The organism is Corynebacterium gottingense, assembly GCF_007559235.1.
Lineage (GTDB): Bacteria > Actinomycetota > Actinomycetes > Mycobacteriales > Mycobacteriaceae > Corynebacterium > Corynebacterium gottingense.
On record NZ_VMHH01000017.1, the window covers coordinates 1 to 15074 of the forward strand.

Genomic DNA, 15074 nt, shown 5'->3' on the forward strand with positions numbered 1-15074 from the left:
AGCCGGTCGAGGAGAAGACCACGGTTGAGGGTGTTGAGAATCCGTCTGAGGTGAAGCCGAATGGTGAGGAGCAGTCGACTGGTGTCAAGGTGAATAATCCTGAGGGCACCACGGTGACTGCGACCGATGAGGATGGCAACAAGGTCGATGCTCGTATTGATGCCGATGGCAATGTTGTTGTCACTCCGGGTACCGATGTTGATGGTCCGATCAAGGTGACTATTGCGGATGAGGATCTGCCGAATGGTCAGGTTGAGGTCGAGGTTCCGGTTGCTGGCCACGCCAAGGGTGTGGACGACGATGGCTCGGATAAGCCTGTAGAAGCGGAGCTTCCGAATTGGAAGGCTGATAAGGATACTGGTTCGCTTTTCCCGGGTGGTTCCGTGACTGTTCCGAATGCGGGTGGCGAGGTGCCGGCTGGTACCACCGTTGAGGTCGAGGGTCCGGGTAAGGCTGAGCTTGATGGCAAGGGCAACCTGGTCATTACTGCCAATGATGATGCGAAGCCGGGTGAGAAGATCACGGTGACCATCAAGGATGAGAACGGCACTGTGATCGGCACGGTCAGCTCGATCGTCGACAAGAAGACTGATGAGCCGTCGAAGCCGACCGACCCGACTGGTACTCCGGCCCCGCAGGAGCCGGGGATTGATAAGGGTAAGTGTGCGGCTTCTGCTGTGGGCTTCGGTCTGCCGCTGCTGGCGCTGATTCCGGTTGGTCTGGCAACGCAGATGTCCATCCCGGGTGTCTCCGAGTTCGTCGAGAACACCTCGAAGGAGATCGAGCGTGCGAATGCGCAGATCCAGCAGAACCTGGGTATGTTCAACCCGCAGACTGCGCAGGCGCTGTCGCAGATGAATGAGCAGCTGCGTAAGGCAGGTTTCGACCTGGCCACCGTCGGTGCTGGTATCGCGGTGATTGCTGCTGGCATCATTGCTGGCACGATCATTTACGACAACTGTGCTCCTGGTGGTCTTGGTGGTAGCTCCGTCAAGCTGGATGGTTCCTCTAAGTAGCCATTCCGAACGCGGTTAACACCGCGTAAGCACCGCGCCCGCTCTGCTCCCCGTATGGGGATCGGGGCGGGCGCTTTCGCGTTCCCTCACACCTCGCGCGCAGTGTAACTCGAACGCCCTCGATAGTTTTCTGTGAGCCGTCCACCCGTTTCGGGGGTGCAAAATAGCTCATGCGCAAACTCTTAGCAAGAATTAATTGACGCTCAATCGCTCGACAATCTTGTACGCTCGTGAAGACGTTCTTGTATCGATACTGCTATCACTTCCATTGCCCGAGAGAATAACCTGGACAAATGTTTTGCGAGTGCTCAGCCCAGATTGCCTGTTCCTTGGGTGTCGATCAGCATCAGCGCATCGGGTCCCGATATGCAGAAGTACCGGCCCAACGCTCCTGTCGTGACTTCTTACGTATAGATCGAATTTCACGGCTGTACTTCACGTTCTCGACCATCCTTCACGTCTCACTAGCACACAAACTCGCAGGCCAACGCCTATCGACGCCACACCTGCCCAGTCGAACGCCCAATTTCCTTGTTTCTTATCAGGATTGGGATGCGCTGAAAACGTTGCGGCGAGTGACAGGCGAGCGTCACTAGATTGACAAGTGTGAAAGTCGGCGTGGACGTCCCTGCTATCGCCTTAGGCAGGTGCTGGCAGCCACGCTCCTTCGGGCTTTCTCTTTGTCCAGAACATCTTCGTGGAAGGAAGATTTCACAGCATGAAGAAGTACAGTATCTCCCGCCGTCGCGGGACCTCTATTGCGGCAGCAGCGCTGTCGCTCGCGTTGGTTGCCCCGTTTGCGCAGCCGATCGCAGCGCCGAACACCGTCCAGGCAGCTTCTGCCCAGCTGGCAGGCGACCCCGCGCCTGATGCGGATGGCGCCATCAATATCGACGCAATCGCAGACGGCACCATTACCTCCGGTACGCAGCTATCTGCTGCGCAGACCGTCGCCAAGGACGTTGTTTCTGGCCGCGTCAACCTGATGACGCCGAAGAACTCCGCGATTCTATCGACGAAGTACGACGGTTTCGAGGGAGCGCCGGATGGCACGAAGGTCTACTTCCAGTGGAAGGATGTAGATGGCGCGGAGTCCCCGATTTACTCCGCAGAAACCCACACTATTGACGGAGTCCTCGGTGCGAACGGCCCGGGTATGTACGCTTTTAAGGTGCCGACGTGGACTGATGCAAACGGTAAGGAGCGTCAGTACAAGGCTTTGACGGCTCAGAAGTTCCGTGTTTGGTCGGAGTCGCCGGACAATGAAGAGACTGGAAATGAACGTGAAATCGTTCGTGTAGCTCCGGGTTATACACCGTATGCGTACGGCAAGGGGTCCGGCGACGGGCTGGGTGAGTTCCCGGGTGCTGTTGGTACGAACGGTAACATGCAGGGCACTGGTGTCTGGCTTGCCGAATTGCCGACTAACCCGAACAATTACTGGATGGGCGACAAGAAGCCGGAGCCGGGCTTGCCGCTTCCGAATGACCTGAAGGTGATCAAGGATGACCGGGAGGTTAAAGGTATCGATGATTGGTACGACTACTCCGGCCGTGTATGGCTAGAGACCGGCGATGAGCGTCAGCTCTTGACCGGTTCGACTGGTACGGCAGAGCCTTCCGGTATTGGCTACAAGGTGTACGCCGCTACATTGACGGAAGAAGGTCGCCAGGCCAACGCTGAAATCAAGAAACGGCCGGCTGAAGAGCGCGCGCTGGCTACCAAGCAGATGCTCGAGGAGCACCCAGAGTACGTCCAGTCAGTCCGTTACACCGAGACTGATGAGAACGGTGATTACACCATCCACGTGCCGAAGGATGAGTATCACCCGCACGATACGTTCATGTGGGTCGAAAATAAAGATGGTGAGAAAATCGTTGGCTATGGCCAGTGGCAGCAGCCTGTTTTCCACTCAGTGAATAACTACTCCACCACGTGGGCGCCGTCTGGTAGCCCAGCAGAGCAGAAGGCACTTCCGGTTCGTGGTGCTCGTTTCTACAACATCCATTTCGCTGCAGTTCCGGACCGCCGCGTAGATCTGGACATCACCAACTTCAATACCACCGACACCCCGGCCAAGCCTGGTGATGTCGCTGAGGTAAAGCTCTCTGGTGATCTTCCGGTGCTGCCGAACAAGATCGAGTGGCGCAAGAACGGTAAGCCGACCGGCAAGACTTGTGACATTGAGCTTCTCAATGACCTGAAGGACTGTGGCTCCTTCACCGTCCCGGATGATGCTGAGGCTGGCGACATCTACTCTGCGGTACTTGTCTCTGGCGCACAGGACGTTGCTTCTGACTCGTTCGTAATCGCTAAGGACTCTGATGGTGATGGTCTGCCGGATGAGAAAGAGAAGGAGCTTGGTACCGATCCGAATAAGGCTGACACCGATGATGACGGCATCAACGATGGTGACGAGGTAAACGGTTCTAAGAACCCGTTCAAGGACAATAAGTCCGATGAGGACGGCGAGCCGGGTAACACTGATCCGAAGAATCCGGACACCGATGGTGACGGTGTCAACGATGGCGACGAGATCAACACCAAGGTGGATGAGGACGGCAAGACTGTTCCGAATGAGTCCGAGGAGGACGAGCCCACCGACCCGAACAAGTCGGATAAGGACACCGATAAGGATGGCCTGACTGATGAGGAGGAGAAGGAGCTCGGTACCGATCCGAATAAGGCCGACACCGATGAGGACGGCATTAACGACGGTGACGAGGTCAATGGCTCCAAGAACCCGTTCGATAAGGACGGCAAGAAGGTCGAGGACGGTAAGCCGGGTGCTCCGACGGATCCGAAGAAGGCCGACACCGATGAGGACGGCACCAATGATGGTGACGAGGTCAACAACAAGGATAAGGACGGCAACCCTGCTCCGACCGATCCGAATGACCCGGACTCCAAGCCGGCTGTTCCGGCTGAGGATCCGAAGGATTCCGATAACGACGGTCTGACCGACGAGAAGGAGAAGGAGCTCGGTACCGATCCGAATAAGGCCGACACCGATGAGGACGGCATTAACGACGGTGACGAGGTCAATGGCTCCAAGAACCCGTTCGATAAGGACGGCAAGAAGGTCGAGGACGGTAAGCCGGGTGCTCCGACGGATCCGAAGAAGGCCGACACCGATGAGGACGGCACCAATGATGGTGACGAGGTCAACAACAAGGATAAGGACGGCAACCCTGCTCCGACCGATCCGAATGACCCGGACTCCAAGCCGGCTGAGAATCCGGAGGGTCCGGCCGATCCTTCTGATGAGCCGACTCCGCCGACTGTGACGCCGGAGATTGAGCTTCCGGACTGGGAGATTACGGCTGATGCGAAGGAGATCACTCCTGGTGGTTCCGTGACTGTTCCGAACACGGGCGGCAAGGTGCCGGCTGGTACCACCGTTGAGGCCAAGGGTCCGGGCAAGGCTGAGCTTGATGGCAAGGGCAACCTGGTCATTACTGCCAATGGTGATGCGAAGCCGGGTGAGAAGATCACGGTGACCGTCAAGGATAAGGATGGCAAGGCCATCGATACGGTCACCACGACGGTTGTGGCGAAGGGTGGCGCAACCGACCCGACCGGTACTCCGGCCCCGCAGGAGCCGGCGATCGATAAGGGTAAGTGTGCGGCTTCTGCTGTGGGCTTCGGTTTGCCGCTGCTGGCGCTGATCCCGGTTGGTCTGGCAACGCAGATGTCCATCCCGGGTGTCTCTGAGTTTGTCGAGAACGTCTCGAAGGATCTGGAGCGTGCGAATGCGCAGATTCAGCAGAACCTGGGTATGTTCAATCCGCAGACTGCGCAGGCGCTGTCGCAGATGAATGAGCAGCTACGTAAGGCAGGCTTCGATCTGGCTTCCGTCGGTGCTGGTATCGCGGTGGTTGCTGCTGGCATTCTGGCTGGCACGATCATTTACGACAACTGCGCTCCTGGTGGTCTTGGCGGTAGCTCCGTCAAACTGGATGGTTCCTCTAAGTAGCCATTCCGAACGCGGTTAACACCGTGTAAACACCGCACCGGCGCAACGCCCCACGAGTAGGGGGGTGTTGCGCCGGTGCTTTTGCGTCTGCAGAGGAGGGGAGTGCTCGCTACCACACTCAAACGCGGGTAGCTCGGAGCCGACTAGTCTTACCTTTACCGGTACAATGGATCGCGTTTACTGGCATCTCGAACCAGGCAGTGAAACGCCTGGACACGAAAGGCGGAACCCATGGCTCAAGGCCACTCCCTGCTTCTTACCGCGGCCAACTGCACGCTGGAAGACGTCGACGTTGACGCGCTCGCGGCTCAGTTGAATGTGCGTCCCGCGCGCGTCGAGGGCGAGACCCTCGCCGAGGCGTACGCGCAGGAGCTGCTCGCGGACGGCGACGCGCTCATCCTGGGCAGCGGCGACTACACCTTCGACGCGGAGGTCGCCGCCGCGTACGGCGTGCCGGTCGTGCTGGTGACCCCGACTCCGGAGAAGACCGGGCACGTTGAGGGTGTGCTGGGTGAGAAGGGGGCGGTGCTCGCGGGCGTCGTGAAGCAAGGGACCCTTGACGCGGACTCCCTGAAGGTGGACGCGGCGGCTGAGCCCGTGATGAGCGCCGAGGTGTTTGAGTCTTGGCTGATTGGTCGCGCAAAGGAGAAGCAGGCGCACATCGTGCTGCCCGAGGGCGACGATGACCGCATCCTGCAGGCCGCGCACCAGCTGCTGGCCAAGGATGTGGCGAAGCTGACCATCCTGGGTGACCCGGCGGACATTGAGCGCCGCGCAAACGAGCAGGGCCTGGACCTGTCCAAGGCGCAGGTGATCAACCACCTCGAGTCCGAGCTGCGCGAGGAGTTCGCGGCTGATTTCGCGGAGCTGCGCAAGAAGAAGGGCATCACGCTCGAGCAGGCTCGGGAGACGATGGAGGACATCTCCTACTTCGCCACCATGATGGTGCACAAGGGCATGGCGGACGGCATGGTCTCCGGTGCCGCGCACACCACGGCGCACACCATTAAGCCGTCCTTCCAGATCATCAAGACCGCACCGGGCGCATCCGTGGTCTCCTCCATCTTCCTCATGGTCATGCGCGGCCGCCTCTGGGCATTCGGCGACTGCGCCGTGAACCCGAACCCGACCGCGGAGCAGATCGGCGAGATCGCTGCAGTCTCCGCGAAGACCGCCTCGCAGTTTGGCATCGACCCGAAGGTCGCCCTGCTGTCCTACTCCACCGGCACCTCTGGCTCGGGCCCGGACGTGGACCGTGCCGTCGCCGCGCTCGAGGCTGCCAAGGCAGCGGACGCGGACCTGGTCGTGGACGGGCCGCTGCAGTTCGACGCAGCGTGCGACCCAGGCGTGGGCAAGAAGAAGGCTCCGGACTCCCCGGTGGCGGGCCAGGCAAACGTGTTCATCTTCCCCGACCTGGAGGCAGGCAACGCGGGCTACAAGATCGCGCAGCGCACCGGCGGCGCCCTGGCCGTCGGCCCCGTGCTGCAGGGCCTGAACAAGCCGGTCAACGACCTGTCCCGAGGCGCGACCGTGCCGGACATCGTCAACACCGTCGCAATCACCGCTATCCAGGCAGGAGCAAAGTAAATGGCATACGCACTGGTTATTAACTCTGGCTCGTCCTCCATCAAGTTCCAGGTCGTGGACCCGGAATCCAGTGCCTCGGACGACCCGTTCGTGTCCGGCCTGGTCGAGCAGATCGGCGAGCCGCAGGGCCGCATCACCATCAAGCACAACGGCCAGAAGTACGTGGTGCAGCGCGCCATCCCCAACCACAAGGTGGGCCTGGAGGAAAGCTTCGGCCTGCTGGAGAAGAAGGGCATCGGCCCGACCCAGATTGACATCCAGGCTGTCGGCCACCGTGTTGTGCACGGCGGCATGGTCTTCTCCCAGCCGGAGCTGATCGTGGACCAGGTCGTGGAGATGATCCGAGACCTCATCCCGCTCGCCCCGCTGCACAACCCGGCCAACATCGACGGCATCGAGGTCGCCCGCGAGCTGCTGCCGGACATCCCGCACGTCGCCGTGTTTGATACCGGCTTCTTCCGCAACCTGCCGCCGGCCGCCGCACTGTACGCCATCAACGCGGAGGTGGCGGAGCGCAACCAGATCCGCCGCTACGGCTTCCACGGCACCTCGCACGAGTTCGTTTCCGAGCAGGTTCCCGCCCTGATCGAGCGCGACCCGCTGCACACCCGCCAGATCGTCCTGCACCTGGGCAACGGCGCGTCCTGCTCCGCAGTGGAGAACGGCCACGCGATCGACACGTCGATGGGCCTTACCCCGCTGGCCGGCCTGGTCATGGGCACCCGCTCCGGCGACATCGACCCGGGCATCATCTTCCACCTGGTCCGCCAGGGCAACATGAGCATCGACGAGATTGATAACCTGCTCAACCGCCAGTCCGGTGTGAAGGGCCTGTCGGGCGTGAACGACTTCCGCGAGCTGCGCACGATGATTGATGAGGAGAACGGCGACGCCTGGCTGGCGTACAACGTGTACATCCACCAGCTGCGCCGCTACATCGGCTCCTACATGATCGCCCTCGGCCGCGTCGACGCGATCACGTTCACCGCCGGCGTGGGCGAGAACGACCAGCACGTCCGCATGGACGCTCTGGACAACATGGAAATGTACGGCATCAAGGTCGACCCGGAGCGCAACGCGCAGCCTAACGACGGCCCGCGCATCATCTCCACCGACGACTCCAAGGTGAAGGTCCTGGTGGTCCCCACCAACGAGGAGCTGGCGATCGCGCAGAAGGCATCCGCGATTGCGAAGCAGACGGCGTAAATCGCCCCTCCACTGAAGCCGCGGCCCCGCGTTGGGTCGCGGCTTCTTGCATCGCAAAACCCTGCCGGTAAAGTAAAGGGCACGTAGGCTTTTCCTGGAACATCCATAACGTTTTCCAGGAAAGCGGTCGGTCCCCGCAGTGCGCGGGCAAACACAGGAGGAGCGGCCATGGGCACGCACAGCTCGTCACGTCGTCGGGGCACCTCGCTCGCCGCGTGCGCATTCGGACTCACACTCGCGCTCTCGGGCGTCCTACCCATCGCCGCGCCGCAAGCCCTACCCGCCGCCCACGCCGCGCCCCGCACGACCGTGCACTGGGACACGCTGCGTCCCGCATTCGGCGAGTCCGCCACCGCACCCGCCTCCGTGCGCGCACTCGGCCTGTTCGGCCGCGCGGCCGAGCCCACATCCTGGGCACTCAGCGAAGGGTTCGAGGCCCCCGAGGGCTGGAGCATCGAGCTTGACGACGTCGGCGCGATCACCGCCCAACCACCCACCCCATTCACCGAGGGCGCGACCGACGAGTTCGACGTCCCCGTCCAGGTGACGTTTGCGGACGGCACCTCCGGCGAATTTTCCGCGCACGTGGAACTAGCCGACGAGCCCTACCTCATCGCCCCCGGTGACAAGACCTACTGGTCCGGACGCCTCATCCTGCCCCTCTACCTGCGAGCGGTGAACGTGCCGCTCGGCTCCAAGCTGGAGCTCGACGGGCTTCCCGACGGGCTATGGACCACCATCCAGGCTCCCGGCCTCAAGCGCAGCCAGTACTTCTACGTCAACGGCCGGCCCGAGGGCACGGGCGAGTACCTGGTGACCCTGCGCGTGGTCGACCGCCACGGCGAGCCGGTGGAAAACGCCGCCGGCCCGCTGGAAACCGAATTCACCATCACTTTCCGCGACCCGTCCGACCTGGAGCCGCTGGAAGCTGAGCTGGCGGATTCACCGGCGGAACCGGTTGCCGCTGGCGAGCCCATCCGCATCCCGATCTCCGCCGACAACGCCGCTTCCGTCGAAGTCTCCGGCCTGCCCGAAGGCGTGGAGTTCAACGGCGAGGACAGCGTCATCGAGGGCACCCCGGAGGAGCCGGGCACCTCGAGCGTGACTGTCGACCTCATCACTGACGACGGAGAGCGGCTCGTCGACACCTTCGACCTGGTCGTGGCGGGGGAGACGAGTGCGGAAAATTCCGCACAGGCGGAAACTTCTGCGCCGGAGTCTGCGGAACTGACCGCCAAAACTTCCGCGCAGGCGGAATCTTCTGCGGAGCCCACTGTGACGACTGCGGGTGTGACGAGTGTGGAAAATTCCGCACAGGCGGAAAAGCCAGCGGAGCCCACCGTGACGACTGCGGGGGAGACGAGTGCGGAAACTTCCGCACAGGCGGAATCCTCTGCGCCGGAGTCTGCGGAACCGACCGCCAAAACTTCCGCACAGGCGGAATCTTCTGCGGAGCCCACCGTGACGGCTGCGGGGGAGACGAGTGCGGAAACTTCCGCACAGGCGGAAACTTCTGCGCCGGAGTCTGCGGAACCGACCGCCAAAACTTCCGCACAGGCGGAAAAGCCTACCGTCCCCGTCGACCCCGCGGGCCCGGAGGAGATCGACCAGTTCGAGTGGGACGAGTTCACCGTCGCGGCCGGCGCGGAAAACGCGGTCGACCCTGTGCGCAGCGAGCGCTCCGCCGTGGTCACCGCAGAGGCAGGCGCGCCGGACTGGGTGACCGTCTTCCGGGGCGGCCAGGTGTACGCGAGCCCGTCGCGCGATGTTGCGCCCGGCGAGTACCCGGTGAAGGTGCGCACGAGCAACGGGGAGACGGACACCATCCGCGTCCGGGTTGTGGAGGCGGCGAACGACGCCGAGCGCTACACGCCCACCTATGCTGTTGCCTACGCCCGCGCCGGTGGCAGTGCGCAGTCGCTGCCGCCGCGAGCCACCTTCACGGTCCGCTCCTCCGAATTTGATAACCAGCCGCTGCCGGAGGGGACGAGGTTTGAGGTTGAGGGGGATGGGGTGAGCGTCGATAGGCATGGTGCAATTACGTACGCTCCGCCGCTGGACGCGCAGGTGGGTAAGGCGAAGCTGGTGCCCGTGAAGGTGGTGTACCCCGACGGGTCGAGCGAGGGGACCGTGGCGCGCTTCGAGGTGCTCAAGGCGCGCGACGCGGAGCTGTACACCCCTACCTACCAGGCGGAACGTGCGGCTGGCGCGGGGGAGACCGCCACCGTGGCGCAGACCGCGCGGGACCTGCCGGCGGAAACGGAGTTCAGCCTGGACCCCGCCGCGGACCTGCATGGGTGGGACGTGCGCGTGGACGCGCGGACCGGCCGCGTCGAGGCCACCGCTCCCGAGACACTGTCTGACCTGGACGTGAACGTGCACGTGTCGTACGCGGACGGGTCGGAGGAGACCGTGCCCGTGCACGTCGCCGCGCGGCGCACCGCCTCGATGGCGCAGGCCACGGAGCTGCGTTACGACGACGCCTACGCGGCCGCCGACGGCACCATCACCATCGCCCCGCGCGGCGCGGTGCCAGAGGGCGTGGCTTTCGCCGCCGCGGGCGCGACGCCGGTGCAGCTTGACGTGGAGCCGTCGACAGGCGTGATCACCGCGAAACTACCTGATGGCGCCCCCGCGGACACCTCGTACACCCTGGGCGTGCGCGCGGCGTTCCCGGACGGATCCGCAACCCAGCTGAGCGCGACCGTGACCACGGACTCGCAGGCGCGCCACGCCGACGTGCGGTGGCCGTCCGTCGCGGTCCCGGTCGGCGCGGATGCCGTGACCGCCCAGGTCACAGGCGCGCCGGCGGGCACCACCTTCGCGCTCGCCGCCGAGTACTCGGGCTCGCCGTGGCCCAGCAGCGTCGACCCCACCACCGGCGCGCTCACCGTCGCCGCCCCGGAGGGCGCGAACGCGGGCGACGGCGCCGAGGTCCCGGTCGTGGTCACGTTCCCGGATGGCTCGCAGCGGCTGGTGGGGGTTCGCGCGACCGCGGTCGATGCGATGGCCGGCGCGCAGCCCACCGAGTACGGCGCCGCGGAGGTCCGCCCCGGCGACTCCGTGACGGTCAGCCCCGCGTTCGCGGCCGCACAGTTCTCCCTGGTAGAGAAGGTTGAGGGGCTCTCCACGCGTATCGACGCCACGTCAGGGGCCCTCACCGCCACCGCCACCGCACACGCAGCCCCCGGCCCACGCCGCGTTCCGGTGCGCGTGACCTTCGCCGACTCCACGCAGGCCACGGCCTACGCCACCGTCACGGTGCTTCCGGCGGACGTGACGGCGCAGGCGCTGGCCCAGGGCGAGGGCGCTTCCGCGGTTGGGAAGCTCGTCGCGCTTGCGCTGGGTATCCTTGCCAGCACGGGTGCTGTCGGGTTCGGCCTGTATGAGAACCGCGAGTTCCTCCGCACCTTCCTGGCCTTCCCGCTCCGCTAGACCGCCGCTCCGCCTTCCGCACAGAAAGGGGAACCGATGCGCCTCAGGCCCGCCCGCGCCACCGTCGCCGCGCTGACCGCCGTCGCGCTCGCATGCGCCGGCACCCCCGGCCCGGCAGCCGCGGACATCACGCAGAGCCGGTTTGCCGTCCAGCTCACCACGGGCGCGCCGAGCGGGTTCCACACCGTGGACGTGAACAAGGGCCGCGTGTCCTGGCTTACCTTCAACCACCCCAACCAAACGGTGCACGTGCTGCAGGATGCGCTGTCTATCGACGCCACCGCCGCCGGCACCCAGGTCTCGTACGCCGGCGACGACACCGAGGTCACCGAAGGTACCGGTGGCACGGGTGGCGCTGCCGAGACCGTCACGCTTACCCACCGCGACGACCGCGCCCAGGTGGAGATGGTGCGCACCTTCCGCGTCTCGGCGGACTCGGTGGAGGTGGACGTGCAGCTGCGCAACCTGGCGCAGGACCCGCGCGAGCTGAGCGTGGACGTCGCCCACGGCACCCTAGACAGCGAATTCGCCGTCACCTCCGACCGCGACGGCGACGCGTTCGACCTCCACATCGGCGAGGCATACCAGCTGCGCCTGGATCTGGCGGGGGCGCAGCGCATCGGCACCGGTGCCGACCGTGATGCCGCACTCGCCGCCCTCGCCAGCTCGGACGAACCGGGCTCCGACGAACCGGGCACGGACGCCCGCTACCAGGCCGGCCGCTTCGCCGGCACCGTCGCCCCCGGCGAGTCGCTGCACGCCAGCGCCACGCTCACCGGCACCGCGGACGACCGCCTCAACGACACGGACGGCGACGGCTTCCCCGACGTCTTCGAGGCGCAAGGCTTTACCACCGCCGACGGCACCGAGTTCCCCCTCAACGCGTGGGGCCTGGACCCCAACCGGCCCGACCTGCTCCTCCAGCTCAACTGGATGAAGTCCGAGTGGGAGACGCTCGGCTGCGCCACCCGCCGCGCTTACGCGCCCACACCGGCCGACTTCGCCGCCTTCACCGCCTGCTCGCGCGCGAACACGAACACCTACCGGCCTTCGCGAGCCACCCTGAACCAGCTCGTCGAGGTGTTTGACCGCCAGGGCATCAATGTGCTTATCGACGCCGGCGCCTACTACACCAACATCCCCGCCTACACCGATTTTCACGGTGGCCCTACTGAGGACTACGCGGAGTACTACTTCGGAGGGGCGTCGACAAGCATGCCCTACGCGGCGAAACTCCTGGCTGAACGCGACCGGCTGCTGGGGGACCGCGCGGGCGTGTTCCGCGTCGGCGTGATCGGCGGACAGCAGGCGCCCGGCGACCTCTCCTCCGGGACCGGGCTGGTGCGCGACGGCGCGTTCTTCGTGTCCAAGAACGAGCTGATGACGTCGCAGGAGCAACTGCGCAACAGCATCCTGCACGAATACGGCCACAACCTGGGGCTCACGCACTCGGGCGCGTACAACGTGGCGCACCCGGATTCGGACTACGTGCCCAACTACCGGTCCGTGATGAACTACCTCTACCAGTTCGCCTACTTCGACTACTCGGATACGGAGGCGCGCCCCGACGCCGCCGTGCCGCTGCCGCGCGCCTGCACCGACGGCTCCGTGACCTGCTATGACGGCGACTACGACATCGCGCCGGACTGGGACCACATCGAGCTGGTCAACGGGCGCATCGGCACCGCCCAAGGCACCGCCGGCACGAGCACGGCGGGTGGGGAAGAGACGTCGCACCGCGCCGACGTGACCGTGCGCGACCTGGAGAAGCACGCCGCCGAGCACAACAACGGCAAGGCCGGCTTCCGCGTGCTCAACGACCCGGACGCGCCCAACGTCATCGTGGCCAACCGCAGCGACTCCACCGTGCGCGTCGAGCTGTCCAACCTGGGCAGTGCGCCGCACCGCTTCCGCGTGCAGGCGTCCTACCCGGGCGGGGAGTGGTCCGACACCGTGCAGGTCGCCTCTGCGCTGTCGAGCGACTCCAAGCGCACCGTCACGGTCCCCATCGCCCAGACCGCCGGCTACCGCGACGCCACCATGCCCATCCAGTTCCGCGTCTACAACGAGGACGGCCGCCTCGTCGCCGACGAGACCCAGGACTTTTCCGTGCTCACCTACACGAAGGCACAGATGCAGTCGCTTATCGACGAACTCCAGCGCACCCGGTCCCCACTGCTCGCCGACGCGCAAGCCGCGCTCCTCGGGCCCGGCTCGGGCTCGGGTGCTGGCTCTGGCTCGGGCGCGTCGACCGCGACGCCCGTGCCGACGCGCCCCAACTCCGCCCTGCCCACCCCGACCCGCGCGCCGGGCGTCACCGACCTGGCGCCCGCGTCGCCTGCTGAGCCGGCTCCGGCGGCTACTGCTTCGCCCGCGGGCAGTTCGAGCTCGACCGGCATCGCGATCGCCGTGGTCCTCGCGTTGCTCGCGGCGCTGGGGATTGGCGCGGGCGTCGCGGCGCAGGCCGGGCTGCTGTAGCGGTCGGCTGTAGCGCCTACCCCGCCTTGCGCCGCCGCCAGTCCACGCCCGCTTGGGGCCGGGACGAGGTGGCGGGGGTGAGTGGGGCGTCGAGAAGCGACGAATGCTCCTTGAGCTCCAGGATCTGCTGCACGACGCCTGCCTCATCGCGCAGCAGCTCGCGCGGAGTCACGCGCACGACCTCGTAGTGCTGCAGCCGGAGCCAGTTCTCGCGCTCGAGCTGCTCGAGCGCCGCGACCTGGCCGTTCGCCGCGAACTTTGCGTCGCCGTCGACCTCGATGATCAGCTGTCCCCACAGCAGGTCCGGCCGCACGAACTGCCCAATCCACATTTGCTCCGCCACCTCGATCCCGCGCTCGCGTAGCACGACCCGCAGCAGCGACTCGTACGGCGACTGCGACTTCCTCGAGCACCAGGCCAGGGCCTTGCGCGCGTGGGCGATGCCTTGCTTACCGACGAGCCTGTCCACCACCTCCTCCAACTCCGCCAACACCCGGTGGTGGTCCTTGCGTTCCACCTGGTAGAAGAGGGAATCCATCGCCACCACCCCGTGCCGGACCCCGTACAACCGCGCGATGTCCACCGCCGTGCGCGCGGCCGTGGTGACCTGGACGGTGTCGCGCTCCAAGGTGAAGGCGTAGCGGTCCGCCTCCGGGATGCGCAGGCGCCGATACTGCACCCCTTTCAGCCACGACGCCTTCCCCGGCATCGCCTGCTCCGGGTAGGACAACGTGACAGGCGCGTGCCGGTCGGGCAGGACCCACATGCCGCTCACCACGGCGGCTGAGCGCCCCACCAGCACGGCCGTCTGCGCCGCCGCGCCAACCGCGTACGTGCGGAGAAACTCCTGCTCGTGGGGCTTGAGCTGCTGCCACACCGATGTGGCGATGAACTTGGTCGCGGACAGCTTCGTGCAGGCGAGCTCGTCTGCACTTCCAGGCCGGATGAGATGGCCGATGAGCGCACGTTTATCCATTGGTGTTCCCCCGATCTGTTGGCGCGATCCCCCCGATCGCCACTAGCTGCCAATGTAGCAGCCGCCGGCCGGTGTGGTGTGGAAACGTGCGGGCTGCGGCCTAGATGACGAAATCACGATGACGAGGATGCGACGAAACTCTCGTACCCTCGTCACCCTGATCTCGTCAAGTAGCAAGGAAGAGGGGCACCCGGCCCCGCCCGCACCCAGTCTCGTATACACATCGAAAAAAAAAAACAAATTATACGGCTATAGACTCTTCCTCCTGCACGCTTCATGATGTTCACTATCTTGTTGCGCAAGCGAACTCACTCCTTATTCGCATCATCCTGGATATGATGTTTAACAATATTCTTATCCCACACGCCTGCTCTCCATCAGCGATGACTCAAACAGTGAC

The 15074-nt window shown here is 64.7% G+C and carries 7 protein-coding genes; 6 read left to right on the forward strand and 1 reads right to left on the reverse strand.

Translation table 11 applies throughout. From position 1 onward, the window contains the following. From FPH17_RS11980 to FPH17_RS11540, 6 genes are all read left to right on the forward strand, one after another. A partial coding sequence (locus tag FPH17_RS11980) for a hypothetical protein (RefSeq protein ID WP_167496832.1) occupies window positions 1-1016 on the forward strand: 1016 nt, incomplete at its 5' end. Between the two features lie 718 nt (window positions 1017-1734). Next, window positions 1735-4992, forward strand: coding sequence for a hypothetical protein (locus FPH17_RS11520; RefSeq protein WP_154880711.1), 3258 nt, complete (start codon window positions 1735-1737; stop codon window positions 4990-4992). Window positions 4993-5223: 231 nt separating this feature from the next. Beyond that, a complete protein-coding gene (gene pta, locus FPH17_RS11525) occupies window positions 5224-6579 on the forward strand; it encodes a phosphate acetyltransferase (protein ID WP_154880713.1) in 1356 nt (451 codons plus the stop codon). Beyond that, window positions 6580-7785, forward strand: coding sequence for an acetate kinase (locus FPH17_RS11530; RefSeq protein WP_154880715.1), 1206 nt, complete (start codon window positions 6580-6582; stop codon window positions 7783-7785). A 168-nt stretch (window positions 7786-7953) separates the two neighbouring features. After that, on the forward strand, window positions 7954-11220 hold the full coding sequence (locus FPH17_RS11535; protein ID WP_154880717.1) for a Rib/alpha-like domain-containing protein: 3267 nt from the start codon (window positions 7954-7956) through the stop codon (window positions 11218-11220). 36 nt (window positions 11221-11256) lie between these two features. Continuing rightward, on the forward strand, window positions 11257-13698 hold the full coding sequence (locus tag FPH17_RS11540; protein WP_154880719.1) for a zinc metalloprotease: 2442 nt from the start codon (window positions 11257-11259) through the stop codon (window positions 13696-13698). A gap of 16 nt (window positions 13699-13714) precedes the next feature. Here FPH17_RS11540 and FPH17_RS11545 read toward each other — a convergent pair whose 3' ends face one another. Further along, window positions 13715-14674: an endonuclease domain-containing protein gene (locus tag FPH17_RS11545; RefSeq protein ID WP_154880721.1), complete on the reverse strand. Its 960-nt coding sequence runs from the start codon at window positions 14672-14674 to the stop codon at window positions 13715-13717. Between the last annotated feature and the right edge of the window lie 400 nt (window positions 14675-15074).

Excerpts from the sequence above, each read along its gene's own strand:
- FPH17_RS11520 (WP_154880711.1), top strand. The coding sequence starts at position 1,735 with ATGAAGAAGTACAGTATCTCCCGCCGTCGCGGGACCTCTATTGCGGCA.
- pta (WP_154880713.1), top strand. The coding sequence starts at position 5,224 with ATGGCTCAAGGCCACTCCCTGCTTCTTACCGCGGCCAACTGCACGCTG.
- FPH17_RS11530 (WP_154880715.1), top strand. The coding sequence starts at position 6,580 with ATGGCATACGCACTGGTTATTAACTCTGGCTCGTCCTCCATCAAGTTC.
- FPH17_RS11535 (WP_154880717.1), top strand. The coding sequence starts at position 7,954 with ATGGGCACGCACAGCTCGTCACGTCGTCGGGGCACCTCGCTCGCCGCG.
- FPH17_RS11540 (WP_154880719.1), top strand. The coding sequence starts at position 11,257 with ATGCGCCTCAGGCCCGCCCGCGCCACCGTCGCCGCGCTGACCGCCGTC.
- FPH17_RS11545 (WP_154880721.1), bottom strand. The coding sequence starts at position 14,674 with ATGGATAAACGTGCGCTCATCGGCCATCTCATCCGGCCTGGAAGTGCA.